The following is a 20,123-nucleotide window of genomic DNA, read 5'->3' on the forward strand; positions in this document are numbered from 1 at the left end:
ACTATTGTTTGAAGTATTTAAATGGCACAAACAACATACCAAAACATTCTCCATGCTCTTTGCCTAAATGCTTATGGTGTACCTTGTGTGCACGTCTAATTGCTTTTAAATACTTAAGGTTAGAGTTTCTTAAAATTTTGAAACGTTGATGAATAAAAATTTCATGCACCCAGAAATAAGCAAAACCATATAACGTAATACCCAAACCTATTGGCAAAGTATATGGAATCAAAAATACAGTCCCTAAAAGAATACAAGTCATACCTGGAACAGCAAATATGACAAAAAAGTAATCATTTTTTTCAAAAAAAGAATTTGGATTTTTAGTGTGATGATCCTCATGCAAGTTCCATAAGAACCCATGCATTACATATTTGTGAACCGACCAAGCTACAAACTCCATAAAGAAAAAAGTAGCTGCTAAAATTATTATAAATTCCATGTTAATTTTTTACAAATTCTTGATTGATAGACGCAAATATATTCACCTTATTGTAAATAAGCTTGAACCACTCAGAATAATTCTCAGGGAAGAGTTTAACATCTCTTTCTAAATCTACAAAACTGACTGCTTCCCAATCTGCAACTTCCTCAGGATTAGGTTTAGGCAATTGAGAAGTATAACCTACAAAAACATGGTCTAATTCATGCTCAATTAAATTATGATCTAATTCTGCTCTGTATATAAAAGAAAAAGCCTTATCAAGTTTACAATCTATTCCCATCTCTTCTATCAATCTTCTATTTGCCGAATCAATTGTTTTCTCTCCAGGTAGTGGATGGCTACATGCTGTATTCGACCATAAATTTGCTGAATGATACTTGTGAGCTGCTCTTTTTTGCATAATCCAGTTTCCATCTAAATCAAATATAAAAACAGAAATAGCTCTATGTAATTGGCCTTGAATATGCGCCTTAAGTTTTGGCATTACTCCAATTTCATTATCATGCTTATCAACTAATATTACATTTGGTTCTATCATAATAATCTTATTTAAAGTAAATTAAATTTAAAAGCGACAAAAGATCTAGCTAACAACCCTATTTTAGCTGGATTAGAAACTCTTATTCGTGTTTCTATAATTTTACTTGAAGGTGTTCTTTTTAATTTAAGTAATAATCTTTTATAATAAATAAAAGCCGTGTAAACGCCAAATTTTGCTTCCGATGGTAATTTTAACACTCCCTCATAGGCTACACGAAAATCTTCCTCAATTTCTTCAATAATTTTTTGTTTATTTTCTGGTGTTAGCGATTTTAAATCAATGTCTGGAAAATAAGTTCTTGACAAATCTTCAACATCATTTTTAAGGTCTCTTAAAAAATTAACTTTTTGAAAAGCAGAACCTAATCGCATTGCTGATTCTTTCAATTCATTGTATTTCTCCTGATCTCCATTCACAAATATTTGCAAACACATTAACCCAACAACATCTGCAGAGCCATATATGTATTGTTCATATTCTTCTTTCGTTTTATATTCAGATTTAGTTAAATCCATTTTCATACTAGCTAAAAATGCTTGAACTAATTCGTCTGATATTTTATATTCTTTAACTGTTTTTTGAAAAGAGTTAAGAATTGGATTTAAGCTAATACCGTTCGTCATAGCTTTATAATATTCAATCTCAAAATCTCGTAATAATTCTTCTTTATCATAATCATGAAAAGAATCTACAATTTCATCAGCAAAACGAACAAACCCATAAACACTATAAATAGCATTCCTTATGGAAGGAGCTAACATATTTACAGCAATAGAAAATGATGTACTATATTCTTTTGTAACCATACGGCTACTTTTAAAAGAAATATCGTCAAATAGTTGTTTCATGGTCTATGTTTAATTTTAGTTGTTTTAAGATTAAGTTCGATACAATTTTTCCTGAAATTAATGAAGGAGGAACACCTGGCCCAGGAACCGTTAATTGTCCAGTGAAAAAAAGATTTTTTACTTTTTTACTTTTTATTTTAGGTCTTAAAAATGCTGTTTGCATAAGCGTATTTGCCATGCCGTAAGCATTTCCTTTGTATGAGTTATAATCGTTTATAAAGTCTTTAACACAATACGACTCATAGAATAAGATACTATCTTTTATATTTTGCTTTGTTAATTTTTCTAATCGATTAATAATTAAGTTAAAATACTTTTCTCTAATTTCTGGAGTATCTTCAATACCTGGTGAAATAGGTATTAAAAATGTAGCTGCTTCATTTCCATTTGGAGCAAAACTATCGTCAGTAATACTAGGGAAACTTGCATAAAAAAGAGGATTATCTGGCCATCTTTTATTATCGTAAATATCTTTAGCATGTAAATCAAAATCTGAATCGAAAAACAAGGTGTGATGGGATACATTTTCTAGCTTTTTGTTTAATCCAACATAAAACAATAATGATGATGGTGCAAAGGTCTTTTTCTCCCAATAAGATTGAGAGTAAACCCTATAATTTTCATCTAACAAACTTTCTGTATGTTGATAATCAGCACCACTTAATACAATATCAGCCTCTAAAAACTCTCCATTAACAATAAGACCGTTTATTGTGTTATTATTGACAACTATTTTTTCTACATTTTGATTGGTAAGAAATTTAACACCTAGCTCCTTAGCCAAACTTTCCATAGCTTTGACAACTTCATACATCCCTCCTTTTGGATGCCATGTGCCTAAACCAAAATCGGCATAGTTCATAAAATTGTAAAACGATGGTGTATCAGATGGTTTTGCACCTAAAAATAAAACTGGAAATTCTAGTATTTGAATAAGTTTAGGACTTTTAATATGTCCACGAACCTGGTAACTAACTGTTGTAAAAAACTGATTAAGTTTAGTAATAGTTTGAGGGGTAATTAACTCAAAAATTGACAAGCCTGGTTTGTAAACCAAGTCTTTTATTGCAATTTCATAATTATTTTTTGCTTCATTAATGAATTTTCTTAGGAAAACGGAACTTCCTTTTTCTTCTTTCTCAAAAACTTCGCAAATCTGATCTAAGTTATCTCCAATTAATATCGATTCTAAAACATCAAAATAAACTTGATAACCTGGATTTAGCTTTTCTAATTGGTAGTAATCAGAAGTGGTTTTATTAAAATCATTAAAGAAACTATCAAACACATCTGGCATCCAATACCATGTTGGTCCAATATCAAAAGTAAATCCGTCTTTAATAAATTGACGTGCTCTACCTCCTATTGTTGAGTTTTTTTCTAAAACAGTTACATTATAGCCAGCTTTAGCTAAATAACAAGAAGCTGATAAAGAGGAGAATCCTGCACCGATTATATATATATTCTTTTTCATATTGTCAAACAAATATAACTATTTTGTTTAACTTTTTAAACAAATAATTAAACATTTTAATAATTAATCACACAGATTCTAACAACGAATCGATAGAAGGATAAAACTTAATATTATCATAATCGACAGAATCAATTTCATTAATTTTTTTACCCAGCACTAAAAACAAATCTTTCTCAGACCTCAACACCTCTTCATTGACTTTCCTTAAATAGATTGGCAAATCTTCATTTGCTGGCATTACCGTAAAGTAAGAAATAAAAGTAATGTTATCAAACAATGGATGAAAATCTTTTAATGCGTCCAATGGAATACTCTGCCCTAAATAAATTGAATTGTACCCATTAAGGAGTAAATTTAAATGGACAAACATTAATCCTAGTTCATGTATTTCATTTTCTGGTAAAAAAAGAACAAACAATTTATCTTTATCAACAATATCAAGAGCTTGAACCTTTTCAATTTGTAATTGAAGTTTTTGCTGAATTAAGTTTGACAAAAAATGTTCGTGAGCTGGAGATATAGTATTTGAGAGCCAAAGCAATCCTATATCATTTAGCAACTGAACAAATATTTTTAAAAAAATCTCTCTAAAGGAACTCTTTACTAATAATTGATTGTATGTTTTATTGAATAATCGATGATCAAAGTTCATCATCGAAAGTTTAAAATCATTAATTGCATGATCATACTTATCGTTTTGAATGATAAGATCACGAACCGCAGATAACAATGCATCATCAGTTAAATCAGCAATTTTTGAAATTTTAACCCCATTATTATTTAATAAAGAAACATTTAAAATTCGCTGTAAATCCTCACCATCATAATATCTTATGTTAGTATCGGTACGTTTTGGTGCTAATATTTTATATCTCTTTTCCCAAATACGAATTGTATGTGCTTTAACTCCTGAAAGATTTTCTAAATCTTTAATGTTAAATTTTGTGTTTATTGGATTGTTCAACTTATTTTTATTTTGTTTAAACAAAATTAGTTATATTATTTGAATAATAATCTTAAAAATAAAAAAATCCCGTTTCCGGGATTTTTATTGCTCTCTAGTTAAAAAGTATGTATTCAATAAAACTAGGACACCTTTTCTTTTATATCTAACAAAATAAACTACTAACTAATGTTACAAAACCTTTTTGTACAATTTTTCTAAAAAGAGAGCTTAAATTACCCTTACTTTTTAATGGCTAATAGCAAGCTTGTATATTGTCGTTGAACTTCAATATTTAAAAATGTTAAATCATTTACAACTATTTCTAATGGAAAGTCATTGTATTGACTATTACTATAAATATCGAAATTAGATTTATTCATATTAACTTTATATTCTGAACCAAAAACTTGTTGAAGTAAGCCTTCAAAGTTTGTTACATCCAACATTAAATCTTCTATTGTTGCACTTCCAGATCTTATCGCATTTAAATCTCCTTTTCCATTCATAATTGATGGATAATTATTGTCTAGTGCTTGTTTAATCTCATTTTCAGCTAGTTTTTCATTACCAGCTAACGAAAATTGAAGATTCATTACCTGTATAGTTTCATTAATTTTTGCTGCTTTTGTTTTTACCTCATTAATTAGGTTTACATCAACAGTACTATCATTTTTTAATTCATTAAATAAAACCTCATTAAATGCAATTGTATGATCTATCTCATTATTCATATTGTAATGAATATTTGCCATTGCTTCTGTAACAACTCCACTATTGTGTAGTTTTACTAAAGCAAACAACATACTCATTGCTCCAACCACTAATACTGCAGTAGTAATTGTTGTAGTTCGCATTTCTTTGTTTCTAATATAAGCGTATATATAAAGAGGAAGAAAAACAAATAATGCTATAATCATTCCCGCTGTTGTTAACATATTAGCGTATGGCCAATGCATAACTTTAAAGAAAATTCCATTTACCATTATAAAACCACTAAGTGTTCCTGCTACATTTAACCAAATTCTTGGTTTACTAATTTTCTCTTTTATTTTAATGGTAAGCATTAAGGGCAAGAATATAAAACTCAATAAAAACCCTCCTAATACGTACATCATGCCAGCTCCTGGCCAATGATAAATTTTAAAAAGTGTGGCTAACAATAATAAAATTGCCGATGTAATTCCGATGATGTGTGTTGTCTTTTTCATAGCTAATATGTTTTTGGTTAATAAAAATGTTGTTTCATCCTGTATGTTACGGATACCATTATTCCCAAAAACAGCCATTGTTTCTTGAAGAACCTTATGGAAATCGCTTTCCAAACTCATTCGGTCTTCAATCATACAACAAATGTGGTCGAGCAAATCGTTTGTTAGCTCTTCCATTTCTGCTCCTCTAGCTTCTATAAGCTGTCTTATTTCGTCTACCTGATTTTCGTTTAAACAGACCATGACAAATTTTGTGGAGCTACATTCATTATAGCTTTAAGTGTTTCAATAAACTGCTTTAATTCATCAACCATTTCAGTTGCTTTGCTATTTCCTGTTTTAGTCAACTTGTAATACTTTCGCATACGGTTGCCTACTACTTCCTTTTCAGTCATTAGTAACCCGTCGGCTTCTAATTTGTGTAAGGCAGGATACAAAGCTCCTTCGGTTAGGTTAATTTTTCCCTCAGTTATTTCTTTCACCTTTTGGGTTATTTGATAACCATACATTCTATCATTTTCTGAGAGCAATTTCAAAATGATAGTTTTTAAGGTGCCTTTTAATAGTTCTTTTGAATACATAAGACAAACATATACATAATTTTCTTATGTATGTAATTTTTAGATGTATTTTTTTTTATGTTTTTTAAATGCACTATCTTTACACCCTTATAAATACTGAATTGATGCCCGAAAAAAATATTTTTAAAATTGGTTGGATTTTTACTGCTGTAGTTTTTTCTGCTGTGTTGATTCCAATTTTAGTACAAGAGGGTATGTTTTTAGATGGTATTACCTATGCTGCCATATCTAAAAACTTGGCAAATGGTTATGGTAGTTTCTGGTTTCCTCAGTACACCCTAACACATTTTAGCAAATTTCATGAGCACCCTCCATTAGTGTTTGGTTTACAAGCTTTGTTTTTTAAATTGCTAGGTAACGGCTTTTTAACCGAACGAATATTTACTTTGTTTACTGCTTTTTTAACTGCGATGGGTATTGTTCTCAATTGGAATTTGCTTAATGCAACCAACAAAAATTATTCATGGGTTTCGATATTATTATGGATAGCTACCCCTCTTATATTTTGGTCTTACCAAAGTAATATGCTCGAAAATACCTTAGCATTTTGTTGTTTATTCTCGGTTTATTTTATTGCAAAAGGAAGTTTAAAAAACAATTTCTTCTATTTATTTATAGGGAGTTTATTTATTTTTTTAGCATTAATTACTAAAGGCCCTGTTGGATTATTTCCACTAGCTATAGTGGGTATTTTATGGCTAACACTACAACCTTTTTCTATTGTAAAAGCAATCATACATTCTTTAATTGTGATTCTTTTTTCAGGATTAATATTTTACATCACTTCTATCCTCCAACCAGGATTAATCGAAAATTTAACCCAATATTATAATGCTCAAGTTTTACCATCATTAAATAATACCAGAGAAACAACCACAGGAAATCACTTTGCAATTTTAGGGCGCTTAATGCTTGAACTAATTATTCCAACCAGTATTTTACTTATTCTATTTATAATTAAAAAAGTAAAAAAGCAAACCACTGAAATTACACCAAAAGCCACCGCATTATTTTTTATTTTAATAGGATTGTCTGCTTCGCTTCCTCTTATGATTACCCTTAAACAACGTGGATATTATTTAGTAACTGCATTGCCTTATTTCATTTTAGGCATCAGTGTTTTTATTGTTCCCTACCTTAAATTTTTTATTGAAAAATTAACGCAAAAACAAACAAAAAGATTAAAACATATTGGTTCTATTTTATTGGTGGCTACACTAGTTTTTTCTTTTTCACAGTATGGTAAATTTTCTCGCGATAGCGATAAACTTTCTGACATTTATAAGATAAGTAGCATTGTTAATGAAGGTAGCATTATAAGTTGCTCGCCAGAACTCTATACCGAATGGGGAACAATGGCTTATTTAAGTAGAATTGGAGGAATAAGCATAACTCCTAACCTAGAGAACGAATACTTAATTGTACTAAAAAGTACAAAGCTACCTGCAAATATAAATGAGTTTTACAGACCTTTAGATTTAAGCCTTACCACTTATCAGTTGTATAAAAAACAATAAAAGGTTTTGCTTATATTTATAAGCAATTATTTAACCGACTACAAATGGATATAAAGTGCATATGCACTTTATTCGGTTGTTGTAAGCAATTTGAAAAACTAAAACTGATTTAGAATGAAACTTAACGAATATTTGTCCAATCGTCTAAAAGAGATCTTAACAGAAGGAAAATGGGTTTTAGGAACAAATTTCAAAGAGCAGATAGTTAATCTTAACTGGAAACAAGCAACACAAAAAGTTGAAGATTACAACACTATTGCTGATTTGACTTTCCACATTGATTATTACTTGGATGGTATGATAAAAGTCTTTAAAGGAGGAACTCTTGACATACGAGATAAATTTAGTTTTGATTCTCCTCCCATAACATCAGAACAAGATTGGAAGAATCTAGTAAATAAATTTTGTTTTGATTCTGAAGAATTTATTGAGCTTGTATATAAGATGTCAGACAAAGAAATAATGTCGGATTTTGTAGATAAACAATATGGAACATATTACAGAAATATAGATGTGATGATTGAACATACATACTATCATCTTGGACAAATATTGCTCCTTAAAAAACGAATTAAATAAAATCTGCTTACAACAACGTATAAGCAGCATAAAAACGACTGCTTATACAAGACCGTTAAATCTTCTCCAATTCGTCCTTAATAAAATCAACCAACTCTTTTACATAAGCTTGGGTAAAATTAAACTCAATACCTGCAGCTTGGTATATTTCGCCTATCGATTTGGTATAACCTAGTTTTAAGGCTTCAATGTATTGGTCAATAGCTTTGGTTGGGTTTTGTTTATAATTACGCCAAACTGCAATTGCTCCTAATTGTGCCATTCCATATTCGATGTAATAAAAAGGTACTTCGTATAAGTGCAATTGTTTTTGCCATAAGGCTGCCAATGCATTTTCGTTACCTGTCCAATCAATCACATTGCTACCAAATTCTTTCATAATGTTTGTCCAAGTAGCATAACGCTCCTCAACAGTATGTGTTGGGTTTTCGTACACCCAATGCTGAAATTTATCGATAGAAGCCACCCAAGGCAAGGTTTCTAATGCTTTTTCTAATTGCTCTTTTTTCGCTCTTTTTAATTCCTCTGGGTTGGTATAGAACTCATCCCAATAATCCATGGTTAGCAATTCCATACTCATTGATGCTAATTCAGCAACTTCAGATGGAGCATCTTTAAAACCAGTTAATTCTAAATCTCTTGATAAGAACGAATGAACTGCATGTCCACCTTCATGAACCATAGTTACCAAATCTCGTTGTGAACCAACCGAATTCATGTAAATAAATGGTACTCCAATTTCATGCAAAGGGTAATTAAAACCACCTGGTGCTTTTCCTTTTTTAGAGTCTAAATCCACATATTTCATTTGCTTCATTATCTCCAAACAATCGCCAAAAAACGGACGAATTTTATAAAAACATTGAATTGATTTATCTATTAGTTCTTCACCACCTTCAAAAGGCTTTAATGGTGCTTTTCCTGTTGGATCAACTGCTGTATCCCATGGTTTAAGCGTATCAACTCCCAACAATTGTTTTTTCTCTTGGTCAAACATGTTAGTAACTGGAACCACCTCTTTTGCTATTGCATTATGAAAATCGAAACAATCTTGTGGTTTGTAATCAAACCTACCCATTGCAGCAAACATATAATCTCTGTAATTAGCAAATCCTGCGTTTTGAGCTACTTTATTTCTCAACTGGATTAATTCAGTGTATAAGGTATTTAATTGCTCCTCATCTTCTAATCTTCTATTGTTCGATAAATGAAAAACCTCTTCACGAATAGCTCTATCAATATTTTTAAGGTAATTGGCTGCTTGTTGCAAGGTTAATTCTTTGCCATCATAATTAATGGTCATTTTAGCCGAAATTGCTCCGTATTTTTGAGCATCAGCTTGTAATTTGGTATTTAACGGAATATTTTCTTCTCTAAATATTTCTATTTGTTTTTTTATTCCTCTTATATAAATGTGGTATTTCTCTTTGTTTAACTCATCCACATAAGGTGAGTTCACCAATTTTAAATTAAAGTCATTATCATATGGAGCAACTTTAGGTTCTACCTCAGTAATAAAAAAGTTAAAGCTTTCGGCTAATTGTTCATCAGTTGTGTCAATATTCATTTTGATGTAACGCCAAGCCATATCCTCTTCTAAAACAGCTTCTAACTCACTTCTATCTTTCAACCATTTTTCTAATTCAGTTACATTATTAATGGTTCTCGTTTTTAAGTCTTCAAAGTAAGGTGCTATTTTCTCCCATGAATCAATAACTAAATTATCTGGTAAAAAATTTCTCTTGCCTATTGTAGGAATTGTAATTTGTGATGCTTGCATATCTTATTTTTAATCAAAAAAAATCCGAAACAAATGTTTCGGATTTTTTTATATCAATTTGTTTTTATCCTTTTTTAACTCCACCTGCTTTTTTAGGTGCAGCTTTTGCCGATGCTGTTTTAGTAGCAGGCTTCTTGGCTGTAGTTGTTTTTTTAGCTGCTGCTTTTTTAGCTGGAGCTTTTTTGTCATCCTTTTTTTCAGCTTTCTTCTCTTCTTTTTCATCTGGTTTTAACAATCCTGCCTTTACTAGCAAGTTAAACCATTGAAACAATTTTTTTAAATCAGAATTATAAACTCTTTCTTGATCAAAATCAACTATTCCAGCTAAATAAGTTCTTAACTCTTCTGGCTTTGCCTTATGATCAACTGCTTCTTTACCCTTTGTAAATTCAAACACTTTATTGTAAACTTCTGCTAAAGGCATGTCTTCAGTTGTAGTGTAAATACTTATATCTTCTAAAGCACTAACTTTATCAGAAGCATATACTGGCAATCTTTTACCTTCACCAACCGATTCTACAATTAAACCATTTTTTGTTTGAGAAACCACACTATATAGTCCTGGTTTACCTGTAATTGAAATAATAGATTTTAAATTCATGTTTTATTTTTAGGAAAACAAATGTAATAAAAATAGGTTTGATATAATCGCTTTTTATATCGCTTAATTTATCCAACCATACGCTTTAGGAATAGCATCAATAATATCTGAAGCGATCATAGCATATTCTGTTAGGTTTTCTTTTGCAACATCACCAGCCAAACCATGCAAATAAACACCTAAAATTGCTGATTCTTTAGGCGAATATCCTTGCGCAAGAAAGCTAGTTATAATACCGGTAAGCACATCACCACTTCCTGCTGTAGCCATACCTGAATTGCCTGTAGCATTAAAATAAACATAACCATTAGGCAAAGCAATAGATGTATTTGCTCCTTTTAATACAACAATAACTTGTTGTTTAATTGCAAATTGTTTCTGCAACTCTAATCTTTCTTCATCACAATCCCACTTACCAACTAAGCGCTCAAATTCTTTTGGATGCGGTGTTAAAATACTTTCTGATGGTAAAAATGCCAACCAAGTTTTATTTTCAGCTAAAATATTTAATGCATCGGCATCAATTACCAAAGGGTAATTTGAGTTTTGAATTAATAACTTAAGCGTATTTTGAGTTTGTTTCTCCAGTCCTAACCCTGGTCCAACACCAATTGCACTATACATTGACAAGTCAGGCACATCGGCTATAAAATCATTTTCACCACTAACACTACACATTGCTTCTGGAAGAGCAGTTTGCATTATTTCTAATCCTTGAGCTGGCAAATGTACTGTAAGTAAACCCACTCCAGCTCTTAAACATGCTTTTGCAGAAAGAATAGCTGCGCCCATTTTCCCTTTACTACCTCCAACCAATAAAGCATGACCAAAAATACCTTTGTGTGAAAATTTGGCTCTTGGCTTAAGCATAGATTTTGCATCAGAAGTTGAAACAATATGATTAGTAACATTTAAGCCAAAAATAAAACCTTGATGCAAACCTATTGGCAAAACAATCCATTCTCCAACAAAAAAATAATTTTGAGGAAAAAGCATCGCTAATTTAGGTTGCTGAAAAGTTAAAGTAATTTTTGCTTTAACAATGTTATCAAAATTGTTTTCACGATTATCTTCAGCAAATAACCCTGAAGGCAAATCAATTGCTATTATTTCATTTTTATTGATTTGATGAACTATTTCTGCAATAAAACCATCAATTGGTCGGGTTAATCCTGAGCCAAAAATAGCATCAATTACAACTATATTTGGTCGTAAAACAATTCTAGAGTTATCCTGATTTAAATAGTTAACCTCAACTTTTTCCAATCGCCCTAAATTGGTTTTAAAATCGGAAGAATAGTTATCAGAAAACTCAACAACAAAAACAGTTACTTTATAATTAGCTTGTTTTAATAATCGTGCAATTACTAATCCATCACCACCATTATTACCTACTCCACAAAAAATAGAAAATTCAGTTTCTGAACTGTAGTTTTTAATAATCCAATCAAAGCATTTTGTTGCCGCCCTTTCCATTAAATCAATTGATTCAATTGGTTCATTTGCTATTGTATAAGCATCGGCTTCTCTAGTTTGTTGTGCAGTTAAAATTTTCATAAGAATAATTTAATTACATAACTAACAACAACTGTAGCCATGTTAAAGATAAAAATATACATTAGCCATTTGGCTCCGTTTTTAAATTTAAAAGCGATATGAAGAATTAAATAAAGAAACATAAAAAGCATTGGCAGCAATGCTGGATAATAATAAAAACTATCTGCAAAATTTCCTTTTAGCAAAGCAACAAATGAACGTTGCATCCCACACCCCATACAATCCACATTAAAATACTTTTTGTATGGACAATCTAATAAGTTATTTTCTAACCAACTAATTAGCCCCATTAGTTTGCTTCAAATTCTAAATCTTCTTTTTCGGTAGTTGTTTTATCCATTTCTCGATATCGCTTTCTTGCATCTACTCCATAAATACTGTCTTGAAAATCAAACAACAATCGCTTATATAAGTTTTTTGCTCTTTCTTTCTGATTTAAAATATTGTCGAACATCAAGGCCAAATTATAAATCGCATCATCTGCTAAAATATCATAACTATAATCATCAACAATTGCTTCTAAATTTTTAACAGCTGCTTCATAATTTTTTTGTTCGTAGTTAATTTGAAATTTTTTAAATAAAATATCGTCATTTATAGTGTGTATAGGAAATGTTTCCTGCAATGAATCCAACACTCTAATTGCTTCTTGATACTTATTTTGATAAGCTAACAAATCGGCTTTCGCATAGATTAACAATGGTGCTTCAGTAGTATCTATACCTATGTTATCTGTAATTAAAATTGATAACTGCATTGCATCGTTTGAAATTAATTTTGATGTTGAAGCTTTTAACACATTTAGTTGTGCTTTTGCCCAAGCAAAATCTCCTGTATAAAAAGATATTCGGGCATTTTTAAATTTTGCTCTTTCTCCTAACTCATCATACTTATAAGCTTTTTCTACTTGCGAATATAACAATGAAGCTTCCCAAATTTCACCAGTAAATAAATAAACATCAGCTAATTCTATCTTAGCTTCGGCAGCATCATGCGCTTTTAAACCTGGTATTTTTAAAGATTCTTGCAATAGATTTATTGCTTTGTCGGTTTGATGCAAATAAAAAGCTTGTAAATGAGCTAAACCTGTCAATAATTTTGATGTTGCTGCTGTTTTTCCTAACTCACTAATGGTAGATAAATAATTACGCTCCAATCCTAACAAATCTTCTTGAGTGTAATTTTGAGTTTTAATTATTTTATGATTGTAAACATTTACCAATTCCATTTTTGCAGAAATATAATTGTAACTATCAGATCCTTTATCTATAACATATTGATATGAGTTAATAGCAGTTTCATAATCACCATTAGAGCTACTCAATTGAGCGAGTGCCATTAATCTATCTCCTTGTTCTTTAAAACGTTTATCCAACGCTTTAGCTTGAATCATTGCTCCTTTATAATTTTCTTCTTGAATGTAAACCCAAATCAACATTTCTGAGAATACACGTTTGTCTGGATAACGCTGAATACTTTTTAGCAATGTTGTTTTTAGCATGCTTTTCTTCGAGCCATCATCATCTGGATATAATGCAGTTTGTAAGGCATTTTGTACGCTTTGTAAATACGATTCTTGATAAGCTAAAACTTCAATATATTCTTCAAGCATAGCCTTAGTATCTCCTTTAAGATTATATAATTGGGCTAATTCAAAATTAAACGGGTAACTTCCTTTTAACAATTTTCTCCCATGCAAGTATGTTGCTAAAGCAGCATCTAATTCCTGATAACGCATAAAAGCCATTGCCAATTCATTAATAACTTGTTGATTTGGAATAAGTTCTTTTATTGATTTATCTATAGTTTGTTTAGCTTCATTTCCTTTACCTGAAACCTTATAAAGATTAGCTAAATCGGCATTATAAGATGGATCAAATGGATTGTTTTTAAGTTGTCTTTTAACCAACTTTTCACCGTTTTTAAACTCTTCTAACTCAATAAAACAATTGAGAAGTTTAGTATAGAAAACTTGATTAGGTGTTTTATTGTAAAGCTTTTGATAATAAACTACAGCTTTACTATATTCTTTGTTTGAAAAATATTCATTAGCAATTTCTTGATCACTCGAATTTTGAGCATAAACAAACATAGGTGAAACACCAAACAAAATAATGAAACTAAATATGATTAGTCTTTTAACCATTAATCAATTTTGCTTTTTTCATCAATAAATGTTTTTACTGAATCTATTTTATAAGATTGTTCTTGAATAAATACATTAGCACTATCTGCCTCAGCAAAAGCTAATCTAATTTTTTGGTTTAAATTAACGAATATCCTCGCTTCTTCTTTATAAAAAGTGTTAAAATTCTCCTTAGTTAATAATCCGTTCTCTAAATCTATTTTTAATTTTTCTAGTTGTTGTTGAGAAATTGATAACTCATTTAAAAAATCATGATAATGCTCTTCAACAAAAAATACTTTTCCTCTTTCTTTATAAACCTCTGCTATTATTGAAGCAGTGTTCACATCAATAGTATCTATATTATTATGTAAAAATTTTAAATTTTGTTTTATTGTTCTTGATGATTCAAAAATAGATGTGGTATCTATTGCTGAAATCGAATCTTTAAATTGTTGTACTTCCATTAATAAATCATTTAACTGTACTTTTTGTTCTGTAGTATTTTGTCTACATGAACTCACAATCAAAATCAGTATTAATGGAATTACATATTTCATAAAACGTTTAGTTAATCATATCAAAACCTGTATAAGGTATCAAAGCTTTTGGTATTTTAATTCCTTCTGGTGTTTGGTTGTTTTCTAACAAAGAAGCTAAAATACGAGGCAATGCTAAAGCACTTCCATTTAATGTATGTACTAATTGCGTCTTACCCTCTGCATCTTTAAATCTACATTTTAATCGGTTTGCCTGAAAGGTTTCAAAATTTGAAATTGAACTCACTTCCAACCATTTTTCTTGAGCTGCAGAATAAACTTCCATATCAAAAGTTAATGCAGATGTAAACCCTAAATCACCTCCACAAAGTTTAGCAACTCTATAAGGCAATTCTAATTTGTTTAATAAGTTCTTTACATGATTTACCATTACATCTAATGTCTCATAAGATTTATCTGGATGTTGAATTTGAACAATCTCTACTTTATCAAACTGATGTAGACGATTTAACCCTCTCACATCTTTTCCATAAGAACCAGCCTCTCTTCTAAAACAAGGAGTATAACCTACATTTTTAATTGGCAAATCACTTTCCTTCAACATTACATCTCTGTACAAGTTTGTAATTGGAACTTCAGCGGTTGGTATCATATACAAATCATCTGCTTGCATATAATACATTTGCCCTTCTTTATCTGGTAGCTGTCCTGTACCATACCCAGATGCTTCATTTATCATTAATGGAGGTATAATTTCTTCGTATCCATTCTCAACAGCTTGATCAATAAAAAAGCTGATTAAAGCTCGTTGTAATCTTGCTCCTTTACCTTTATAAACTGGGAAACCAGCACCAGTAATTTTCACACCTAATTCAAAATCAATTAAATCATATTGCTTAGCTAATTCCCAATGAGGAACAGCTTTATCATGCAAAACAGGAACTTCTCCTTCATTAAATACAATTTCATTATCAGCATCAGACTTGCCAGCTGGCACAATATCATTAGGCACATTAGGCACTTGATAAAGTAATTGCAATAACTCGTCGTTAATTAAATTTTGATCTTCTTTTAACTTATTTGATTGCTCCTTTAATTCGGTAGTTTTTGTTTTCAATTCATTTGCTTCAGCTGCTTTACCCGACTTAAATAAATCACCAATTTGTTTAGCTAATTGATTACTTTCAGCTAATAATGCATCAAGCTCATGTTGTGTTTTTTTTCTATTATCATCTAATTCAATAATCTGTGAAATTATTGTTTCCGCTTCAAAATTTCTCTTTTTAAGTCGCTCAATAATAAGCGCTTTATTATCTCTAATATAACTGGTTTGTAACATTGTATTATGCTATTAAATATATAAACAAATTTAGTAAAACTAAGGCTGATATAAACAAAAAAACTCCTGTATCTATAGTTTATAGATACAGGAGTTTCAACAATTTTGTATATAAACTAAGCTTCAGTAAAAGGTTCTACCGAAACAAAGGATTTATTGTCTTTCTTTTTTCTAAAAGATACAACTCCATCAACTAATGCATATAAAGTATGGTCTTTACCAACTCCTACATTTACACCAGGATTGTGCTTAGTACCTCTTTGACGAACAATAATATTACCTGCTATTGCAGCTTGACCACCAAATATTTTAACGCCTAAACGTTTACTATGTGATTCTCTACCATTTTTCGAACTACCTGCTCCTTTCTTATGTGCCATGATTCTATTTTTTTATGTTATAACCCTAAAGTTAAAACTTAATTAATCTTCTTTTTTAGTTTCTTTTTTTGGTGCAGCTTTTTTAGCAGCTGGCTTTTTTGCTGGAGCTTTTTTCTCAGCTGCCTCTGCTTTTGGTGCATCTTTTACTTCTGCTTTAGGTTCAGCTTTTTTAGCAGCTCCTTTTTCAGAAATACCTTCAATTTGGATTTTAGTAAAAGCTTGACGGTGTCCGTTTTTTACTTTATATCCTTTTCTTCTTTTCTTTTTAAAGATGGTTACTTTGTCACCTTTAAGGTGTTCTAGGATCTTTGCAGATACACTAGCACCTGCTACAGCTGGGGCGCCAACATTAACTTTTCCTGCATTATCAATTAAAAGAACGTTATCAAAAGATACTTTCGCACCTTCTTTTCCTTCTAATCGATGTACAAAAAGTTGTTGATCTTTTTCTACTTTAAACTGCTGCCCTGCTATTTCAACGATTGCGTACATGTTTATTAATTTAAATTTTTAACGGCTGCAAACTTACACTTTTTTTTTATAAGATTACAATCTTGTTCTATTATTTGTTTTTAAAAAGTAAAGGTCATACCAAAACTTGGTAAAATTGGTAATTGATATACTTTTTGATCTGTTACCCTATCTAGGTAAAATATATTTTCTCTATTGTAAACATTAGTAACACTTCCTGATAATTCAAGCTCTGTATTTTTACCCAAAACAAACTTTCTTTTAAGAGTTAAGTCTAGCCTATGGTAATATGGCAATCTTCCTTTGTTAATTTCTGCATAAGCTATTTCTAAATTTCCATTAGCAGATGTAGGATCTTGGCTAATAGAGCTAAAATCAAGTCCTTCATAAAATGCCTGAGTTTGTGTAAAAGGGAAACCTGAGCCAAAGTTCCAACGCGCATCAAATTCCCAATTGAAATCTTTACCAAACACATAACCAACTACTACATTAACATTATGTCTTCTGTCAAATACAGGAGAATATTCTTGAATACCATCCCAACGCGTTACTTTTGATAATGAATAAATTGTCCATATATTTAAACGAGTTGAAGAATATTTCAGACTAAAATCAAGTCCATACGCATCACCTGTTTCAATAATAAAATCTTTCTTCAATTCATCACTAATATTTTCAAAATCATCAGTATCAGGATAAATTTTATTTCTATTTGTATTAGTTAATTGTGTAAATTTCTTATAATAACCTTCAGTATTTAATGTAATTGATTTTGTTAAATCAAACTCAAAACCAGCTATAGCATGTCTTGCTTTTTGAAGTTTAGAAGTAACTTCTTGCACATCGCCGTCTTTAGTTGTAAATTCTGATTGCAAATTATCTGGCCCTGATAAAAACCCATAAAATAAATTAACAATATCACGATCTGAATTTGCACTTATTAAGTTTTGAGAATAAAATCCTCCAGCTGCTTTAACTCTCCACCAATCGGTAAGATTAAATTTCATTCCTAGTCTAGGTTCAGGAGAAAATTCCGATAAAGAAGCATAATATTGAGTTCTGATGCTTGGTTCTAACACTAATTTCCCAATATTCCATTTAAACAATAAAAATCCACTTATTTCTGTAGTGTTTTGTTTTTGCTGAATAATTAAATCTACATCATTTTGAAAAGTATAATCTGTACTCATTCCTAATACCTCAAAACCATATTTAAACTCGTTATCTCCAGAAAAACTAGTAAAGTTCATACCTGCATTAAAACCACCTACTTCACTTGTTCTTGGCTTACCATCAGCTTCAAGCATTTCAACTGCATATTTCGAGTAAGCAAATACACCTTCAATTAAGGTTTTTGAAGAACCAGGTATCAATACAAAGTTTGAACCACCACCATATGAATCCCATTGTATTTTAGATGCGTCAGAAAAATTAACTCTATCTCTAAAATTAAATCCGAAAAAATTCACTTTACTTCCATTCTCTCCATTTAAAGATATTTTACCATAAATATCAGTAAATCCATAAGGTAAACCAGTAGAATCAATTCCTCTTGCATTTTCAGAATCTAACCCTTCAAAGTATGATTTATACATTTTTGATGACTGCTCTAGGTAAGAATGTTTTGCTGAAATCACAAAAGAACTACTACCTCCACCAACTTCTTTTGCTTTTTTTAGTGGCCCTTCTAATAATATTTTACCACCAAATGTACTTGCAGACAATTTACCACTTAATCTTTTCTTATTACCATCTCTAGTTGTTATATCCATAATTGAGGATACTCTCCCTCCATATTCAGCATTAAAACCTCCAGTATAAACATCCGCATTACGCATTAAGTCTGTATCAAAAACTGAGAACAAACCAATAGAGTGAAAAGGATTATAAATAATCATTCCATCTAATAAAACTTTATTTTGAATTGGAGAACCTCCTCTAATATATAATTGACCACCTTGATCTCCAGTAAAAGTAACGCCAGGCAATACCTGTATATATTGTGCTAAATCAGGATCCCCACCAATAGAAGGCATAGACTGAATTTCTTTAGGGGTAACTTTATTTACAGACATTTTCACATCTGTTTTATCTTCAGCTTTTTCTGCAGAAAGATTAAATGTTTCCATTTGAATCATTCCTTCTTTTATGAATAGCTTTTGATTAATTAACTCATTACCTGTAATTTTAATCGAAACTTGAGCTGTATCATATCCTAATGAAGTTACCATAAGAGTATAACTTCCTGCTGGGATTTTACTAATAGAATAAAATCCATTCACATCAGTAGCTGCACCAATTGTTGTTCCTTTTAAAAATACATTGGTAAATATTACAGGTTCACCCGATTTTTCATCATAAACAAAACCTCTTACTGTCCCTTGAGCAAATACATTTATTGTTAAAAATAACCCAACAATAATGATTAATAATTTATTCAAATTCATCATCAATTTTTAATTAAGGCTTCAAATTTATCAAAACCAAATACAATAAGTTTCCAAAAGTAGCTAAATGAAACGTTTTTTTATTACCGTTTATCAAATTATAAAACCGACTGTATATTATATTTTGTTAGTCACAATTCCATTCCTTGTAAAACTGACACAAAAACATCTCCATAAATTGATGACGTTTCTCAGCAATTTCTTTAGCTGAAGAAGTATTTAACCTATCTTTTAGTAATAATAATTTTTCATAAAAATGATTTATAGTCGGTGCTTTACTGCTTTTATACTTAACAAAATCAGTATGCATTTCTGGGTTAGACTCTGGATCATAAATCATTCTATTTTTATTACCTCCATAGGCAAATGTACGTGCAATACCTATTGCTCCAATCGCATCTATTCTATCAGCATCTTGCACAATCATTCCTTCTAGAGACAATTCTTTTTGTTCTACTCCTGCCCCTTTAAAAGATATATTTTCGATATCAGAAAGGATATCTATTATTAAATTTCCTTCAATATTTATTGACAATAAAAAATCTTCTACATTTTTTAATCCAATTTTCTCGTCTCCATCGTTCAATTTATGATCTGCAACATCATGTAACAATGCAATCAATTCAACTTTAAAAAGATCGCCCCCTTCTTTATTACTTATTTTTTTAGCTAAATTATTAACCCGATTAATATGAAACCAATCATGTCCTGTTGCTTCATTTTGATGAAAAGATTTAACATATTGAGTAGTTAGTTCTATCTGATGCTTTTTATTTTCCAT

The 20,123-nt window shown here is 30.4% G+C and carries 19 protein-coding genes and 1 pseudogene; 2 read left to right on the forward strand and 18 right to left on the reverse strand.

Features of this window, described 5'->3' with window-relative positions; translation table 11 throughout:
- Position 1: 1 nt before the first annotated feature.
- From FRY74_RS01735 to FRY74_RS01765, 7 genes are all read right to left on the reverse strand, one after another.
- The gene (locus tag FRY74_RS01735; protein ID WP_147097999.1) at positions 2 to 442 is read right to left on the reverse strand and encodes a sterol desaturase family protein; all 441 of its coding nucleotides are present in this window, start codon (positions 440 to 442) and stop codon (positions 2 to 4) included.
- A 1-nt stretch (position 443) separates the two neighbouring features.
- On the reverse strand, positions 444 to 983 hold the full coding sequence (gene idi, locus FRY74_RS01740; protein ID WP_147098001.1) for an isopentenyl-diphosphate Delta-isomerase: 540 nt from the start codon (positions 981 to 983) through the stop codon (positions 444 to 446).
- Positions 984 to 994: 11 nt separating this feature from the next.
- Positions 995 to 1,834: a phytoene/squalene synthase family protein gene (locus tag FRY74_RS01745; RefSeq protein ID WP_147098003.1), complete on the reverse strand. Its 840-nt coding sequence runs from the start codon at positions 1,832 to 1,834 to the stop codon at positions 995 to 997.
- Positions 1,818 to 3,308 (reverse strand): phytoene desaturase family protein, encoded by a 1,491-nt coding sequence (locus FRY74_RS01750; protein ID WP_147098005.1) that lies wholly within the window; start codon positions 3,306 to 3,308, stop codon positions 1,818 to 1,820. Before FRY74_RS01750 ends, FRY74_RS01745 begins: the two co-directional genes overlap by 17 nt.
- Positions 3,309 to 3,375: 67 nt before the next feature.
- Positions 3,376 to 4,275 carry a MerR family transcriptional regulator gene (locus tag FRY74_RS01755; RefSeq protein ID WP_147098007.1) on the reverse strand — a complete coding sequence of 300 codons (900 nt, stop codon included), beginning with the start codon at positions 4,273 to 4,275 and terminating at the stop codon, positions 3,376 to 3,378.
- 221 nt (positions 4,276 to 4,496) lie between these two features.
- The gene (locus FRY74_RS01760; protein WP_147098009.1) at positions 4,497 to 5,708 is read right to left on the reverse strand and encodes a tripartite tricarboxylate transporter TctB family protein; all 1,212 of its coding nucleotides are present in this window, start codon (positions 5,706 to 5,708) and stop codon (positions 4,497 to 4,499) included.
- On the reverse strand, positions 5,696 to 6,046 hold the full coding sequence (locus tag FRY74_RS01765; RefSeq protein WP_147098011.1) for a PadR family transcriptional regulator: 351 nt from the start codon (positions 6,044 to 6,046) through the stop codon (positions 5,696 to 5,698). Before FRY74_RS01765 ends, FRY74_RS01760 begins: the two co-directional genes overlap by 13 nt.
- 68 nt (positions 6,047 to 6,114) lie before the next feature.
- Between FRY74_RS01765 and FRY74_RS01770 the strand changes: the two genes are divergently transcribed.
- Entirely contained in the window at positions 6,115 to 7,563 is a 1,449-nt protein-coding gene (locus FRY74_RS01770; protein ID WP_147098013.1) for an ArnT family glycosyltransferase, read from the forward strand.
- Between the two features lie 132 nt (positions 7,564 to 7,695).
- Positions 7,696 to 8,142 carry a DUF1572 domain-containing protein gene (locus FRY74_RS01775; RefSeq protein WP_223265797.1) on the forward strand — a complete coding sequence of 149 codons (447 nt, stop codon included), beginning with the start codon at positions 7,696 to 7,698 and terminating at the stop codon, positions 8,140 to 8,142.
- A 55-nt stretch (positions 8,143 to 8,197) separates the two neighbouring features.
- Here FRY74_RS01775 and FRY74_RS01780 read toward each other — a convergent pair whose 3' ends face one another.
- From FRY74_RS01780 to FRY74_RS01830, 11 genes and pseudogenes are all read right to left on the reverse strand, one after another.
- Positions 8,198 to 9,922, reverse strand: coding sequence for a M3 family oligoendopeptidase (locus FRY74_RS01780; RefSeq protein ID WP_147098017.1), 1,725 nt, complete (start codon positions 9,920 to 9,922; stop codon positions 8,198 to 8,200).
- A 64-nt stretch (positions 9,923 to 9,986) separates the two neighbouring features.
- Positions 9,987 to 10,523, reverse strand: coding sequence for a DUF5606 family protein (locus tag FRY74_RS01785; RefSeq protein ID WP_147098020.1), 537 nt, complete (start codon positions 10,521 to 10,523; stop codon positions 9,987 to 9,989).
- A 63-nt stretch (positions 10,524 to 10,586) separates the two neighbouring features.
- Entirely contained in the window at positions 10,587 to 12,080 is a 1,494-nt protein-coding gene (locus tag FRY74_RS01790; RefSeq protein ID WP_147098022.1) for an NAD(P)H-hydrate dehydratase, read from the reverse strand.
- Positions 12,077 to 12,370 (reverse strand): DUF2752 domain-containing protein, encoded by a 294-nt coding sequence (locus FRY74_RS01795; protein ID WP_147098024.1) that lies wholly within the window; start codon positions 12,368 to 12,370, stop codon positions 12,077 to 12,079. The genes FRY74_RS01790 and FRY74_RS01795 overlap by 4 nt, the downstream gene beginning before the upstream one ends.
- Positions 12,370 to 14,226 carry a hypothetical protein gene (locus FRY74_RS01800; RefSeq protein WP_147098026.1) on the reverse strand — a complete coding sequence of 619 codons (1,857 nt, stop codon included), beginning with the start codon at positions 14,224 to 14,226 and terminating at the stop codon, positions 12,370 to 12,372. Before FRY74_RS01800 ends, FRY74_RS01795 begins: the two co-directional genes overlap by 1 nt.
- Positions 14,226 to 14,765: a hypothetical protein gene (locus FRY74_RS01805; protein ID WP_147098028.1), complete on the reverse strand. Its 540-nt coding sequence runs from the start codon at positions 14,763 to 14,765 to the stop codon at positions 14,226 to 14,228. The genes FRY74_RS01800 and FRY74_RS01805 overlap by 1 nt, the downstream gene beginning before the upstream one ends.
- Positions 14,766 to 14,772: 7 nt before the next feature.
- Positions 14,773 to 16,044 (reverse strand): serine--tRNA ligase, encoded by a 1,272-nt coding sequence (gene serS / locus FRY74_RS01810; RefSeq protein ID WP_147098030.1) that lies wholly within the window; start codon positions 16,042 to 16,044, stop codon positions 14,773 to 14,775.
- Positions 16,045 to 16,160: 116 nt separating this feature from the next.
- Positions 16,161 to 16,424 (reverse strand): 50S ribosomal protein L27, encoded by a 264-nt coding sequence (rpmA, locus tag FRY74_RS01815; protein WP_147098032.1) that lies wholly within the window; start codon positions 16,422 to 16,424, stop codon positions 16,161 to 16,163.
- Between the two features lie 48 nt (positions 16,425 to 16,472).
- Positions 16,473 to 16,916, reverse strand: a pseudogene (gene rplU / locus FRY74_RS01820) (50S ribosomal protein L21); the annotation flags it as partial.
- Between the two features lie 80 nt (positions 16,917 to 16,996).
- Complete coding sequence (locus FRY74_RS01825) at positions 16,997 to 19,342, reverse strand: TonB-dependent receptor (RefSeq protein WP_170227919.1); 2,346 nt, start codon at positions 19,340 to 19,342, stop codon at positions 16,997 to 16,999.
- 127 nt (positions 19,343 to 19,469) lie between these two features.
- Complete coding sequence (locus tag FRY74_RS01830; protein ID WP_147098037.1) at positions 19,470 to 20,123, reverse strand: HD domain-containing protein; 654 nt, start codon at positions 20,121 to 20,123, stop codon at positions 19,470 to 19,472.

Source organism: Vicingus serpentipes, assembly GCF_007993035.1.
GTDB lineage: Bacteria > Bacteroidota > Bacteroidia > Flavobacteriales_E > Vicingaceae > Vicingus > Vicingus serpentipes.